The sequence below is a fragment of the Kitasatospora sp. NPDC058965 genome, from assembly GCF_042741245.1.
Taxonomy (GTDB): Bacteria; Actinomycetota; Actinomycetes; order Streptomycetales; family Streptomycetaceae; genus Kitasatospora.
In genome coordinates this window covers 1-3,339 of the sequence record NZ_JBHYKG010000517.1, presented here as the reverse complement: position 1 = coordinate 3,339, position 3,339 = coordinate 1, and the positions used below count along the sequence as shown (strand labels likewise).

General features: G+C 71.6%; 3 protein-coding genes. 2 read left to right on the top strand and 1 reads right to left on the bottom strand.

From position 1 onward, the window contains the following. Window positions 1-75: 75 nt before the first annotated feature. Window positions 76-1,998 (bottom strand): putative Ig domain-containing protein, encoded by a 1,923-nt coding sequence (locus ACFW1A_RS39535; RefSeq protein WP_380418378.1) that lies wholly within the window; start codon window positions 1,996-1,998, stop codon window positions 76-78. Between the two features lie 528 nt (window positions 1,999-2,526). Between ACFW1A_RS39535 and ACFW1A_RS39530 the strand changes: the two genes are divergently transcribed. Together ACFW1A_RS39530 and ACFW1A_RS39525 are read left to right on the top strand one after the other, a co-directional pair. Further along, window positions 2,527-2,733 (top strand): hypothetical protein, encoded by a 207-nt coding sequence (locus ACFW1A_RS39530; RefSeq protein ID WP_380418375.1) that lies wholly within the window; start codon window positions 2,527-2,529, stop codon window positions 2,731-2,733. 140 nt (window positions 2,734-2,873) lie between these two features. Continuing rightward, complete coding sequence (locus ACFW1A_RS39525) at window positions 2,874-3,290, top strand: (2Fe-2S) ferredoxin domain-containing protein (protein ID WP_380418373.1); 417 nt, start codon at window positions 2,874-2,876, stop codon at window positions 3,288-3,290. Window positions 3,291-3,339 lie beyond the last annotated feature (49 nt).

The window sequence follows — 3,339 nt, the reverse complement described above, 5'->3', positions numbered from 1 at the left end:
ATTCTCGCCCAACGACGCAAAACCCGTGGGGGCGGGCCCGGAGGCCCGCCCCCACGGGGCGCCGATGAGCGAGGGTCAGGAGACCGTCACGTCGTCGTAGTAGGTGTAGGTCGGGTCACCCGGGTAGTTGTCGTCCTTGTTGGTCAGGGTGAGGGTGTAGCTGTGGCCCGCGGTGACACCGGCGGTCACGTTGGTCCAGGCCGAGGTGGCCGCGCAGGTCTTGGCCAGCACCGTGGTGGTGGTGCCGGTGGTGTTGTCCTTCAGGGTGGCGGTGGCCCAGTCGTAGGTGACCGTGTCCGGGCAGGTGCTGCTGTACCAGAAGGAGAGGGTCTTCGCACCGGCCTGCGCGGTGAAGGTCTGCGCGATCGAGGAGGTACCGGTCGGGTTGGTCGAGCCGACCATCGCGCCGTAGCTGCCCGAGTGAGCGGCCGAGGTGTTGGCGGCGGTGGAGCCGACCGAGGTCCAGCCGGTCAGGCTGCCGGCCTCGAAGCCACCGTTGGTGACGGCGCTGCCGCCACCGCCCGAGGTGGTCTCGGACCAGGTGAAGGTGGTGGAGCCCGACGCGCTGGTGGTGTCGGTCGCGGTGACGGTCACCGAGGAGGTGCCCGAGGCGGTCGGGGTGCCCGAGATCAGACCCGTGGAGGAGTTGATCGACAGGCCGGCCGGCAGGCCGGTGGCCGAGTAGGTCAGCGTCTGGCCGGAGGCCGAGTCACTGGCGCTGATCTGCAGGCTGGCGGCGGTGCCGACGGTGCCGCTCTGGTTGCCCGGGTTGGTCACGGTGACCGCGTTGCCGTGGTTCAGGATGGTGTGCGAGATGGCGCAGGAGTTGGTGTCGTTCGACCAGCTGGCCTGCTCCGCGTAGGAGCCGAAGCTGCCGAAGTTGACCATGGCCGCACCGCCGGTGGTGCCGGGCTTCAGCCAGGCGCACTCGTCGGAGTTCTCCTGGCCGTTGTACGAGCTGCCGGAGACGTGGTTGGTCCAGCCACCCGCGGGGTTCTGGTCCGACATCATCTCGTGCCACTCGTGGCCGAGGGTCATCGTGTAACCGTCGAGGGTGCCGGGCGAGTTGACGAAGCCGACGCCGCAGTTGGCACCCTGGTCGATGTTGTACGGCTGGTTCGAGAAGGCGATGTCGCCGTAGGGCGAGGCCGCCGCGCCACCGGTCAGGGTGGTGTCGCCGTTCCAGTCGTGCCAGGCGCAGTAGCCCGTGCTCGGGTTCTGGTAGTCGTCCGGGTTGGTGCCGTGCGGCGACAGGATGATGTAGTACGCGTCGCGGTTCGCGGCAGCCGTGGTGTTGCCGAAGTGGGCGGCCGCGTTGACGGCCTCCACGCCCAGCTGGTTGCCGGTGGCCTGGGCCGGCGAGGCGGCCGCGTTGTCGTACCAGACGCCGGAGAGGACACCGCCGGCCTGGTACGGGATGAAGTTGGCGTTCGCCGGGCAGCTGACCGCGCCGGAGGCCACGTTCGGGCCGTCGCACCACTGGGTCAGGTCGGCGGACCAGGTCTCGCCGTTGGTGCCGATGCCCTTGAACATCTGCTGGGTGGCGCCCGCCGCACCGGCGGAGTCGCCGGAGAACTTGGCGTTGCCGTTGGCGTCGGTGCTCTGCGTACCCCACTGGTTGCCGTAGAAGACCAGGTAGACCTTGGAGTGGCCGCTCTGCACGCCGATGCCGTCGACGCCACCGCCGTAGGAGAGGGTCTCCTGGCCGGTGGCCGCGGCCTGCGCCTGGTGGGCCAGGCGGTCGCGGCGCTGCGCCTCGTACTGCTTGATCCCCGGGATCTTGCTCGCGTTGAGCGAGGTGCTGTACGGGTTGAACTCGTTGTTGATGCCCGAGCCGGTGGCCGTAGCCGCGTGGTGGTGGGCCTGGCCCGAAACCGCCGGAGCGGCAACGTCGGCCTGCGCCGGAGCGGCCATCAGGCCGGCCGCGGCGACCGCGAGGGAGAGCGCGCCGGTGACGGCGGCACCCTTCGCGAACCGGGAGCTGTGGGGGCTACCCATGGTGGGGGTTCCTCTCGTGAACCCGCCGTCCGGTCTCCGATCGGGAGCGGACGACGGCTTGCGGGGGACTGGGCCGATGACCCGGCCGTCGTTCCGACACGCAATTCCGGACACGGCACACCCGTCGTGGGAATTCGGGGACGTGCCGACCGAGAATTGTGCAGAAGCGTGCGGGCACCCCTGCGGGGAGGGGAGCGGAACGGCCGGGCCAGAAGCCCTGACATGCAGTCAGGCGCCGCCGAAGTGGTTGCGCTGCCTGCTGTCGCGGTGAAGCAAAGCAGAGCGGGTTAACGGCCGTCAACGGATTGGCGGCCTATTTCTGCCGGGCCCAGGAATTCTGTGAATGGAACGGAAATAGCGCTCGGGCTTTTCAATGATTCAAGTTCTGGGCCGAAGTGAATTCACTGTATGAGGGAGGGGTGGGCGTCCTGCGGGGATGGGCCCCGGTGTCCCGGGCACACCGGATGCCCGTCGCGCGTTGCCAGGAGGACGGACGGAGCGGGTGGCGCGAGGCGGCGGGAGGCACCGGTGGACCAGGGCGAGGACTGGGACGAGGTCGAGTTGGACGAGGACTTCGTCCGGTCCGCGCCCGTGACCGAGCCGTCCGGGCGGGCCAGGATGCTGGCCGCCCGCTGGCGGCGCGAGCCGCCTCAGCCGCAGCCGTGGCGCTCGGACCGGCCGCCGGCCGGCTGGTTCTGGAGCCGGGTGCGCCGGCGTCGGCGCTGGTTCGGCTGACCCGGGCCGGCCTTTGCCGGCGCTTGGTGTTCGGGGTGCCGCGCTGCCCGGCCGGGTGGGGGCCGCCCGGCCGGTCGATCCCCACGGGCTACGCTGACCGCGGCGAAGAGCCAGGTGACGGGCGGGGAAACGGAGTGCAGATGGGTCGGCGTGACCGGGCGCGGGGCGGGTCGGCGGCGAGCGGCGGCGGGGCACCGCGCTGCACGGTGACGGTCTGCCGGGGCTGCTGCTGCGGGACGCCCAAGGTGCCCGGGGTGGACCATGCCGGGCAGTTGGTCGACCTGCGCAGCGCGCTCGCCGGCGTGGCCGAGGTGCGGCCGGTGGGCTGCCTGGACGCCTGCGACCGGGCCAACGTGATCGTGGTGCAGCCCTCCGGCGAGGGGCGGCGGGCCGGGGGCCGGCCGGTCTGGCTGGGCTTCGTCAACGATCCCGACGCGGCGCGGGACATCACCGACTGGGTGGCCGCCGGCGGGCCCGGGCTGGTCGAGCCGCCGCCGGTGCTGGAGCTGTACGCGTTCAGTCCCTCGCGCCGGGTGCGCGAGGGCCTGGGCGGCTGACGGGAGGTCGGCGCGGGGACGGTCGGCGGACCGGTCGGGGGTGCCCGAC

Excerpts from the sequence above, each read along its gene's own strand:
- ACFW1A_RS39535 (WP_380418378.1), bottom strand. The coding sequence starts at position 1,998 with ATGGGTAGCCCCCACAGCTCCCGGTTCGCGAAGGGTGCCGCCGTCACC.
- ACFW1A_RS39525 (WP_380418373.1), top strand. The coding sequence starts at position 2,874 with ATGGGTCGGCGTGACCGGGCGCGGGGCGGGTCGGCGGCGAGCGGCGGC.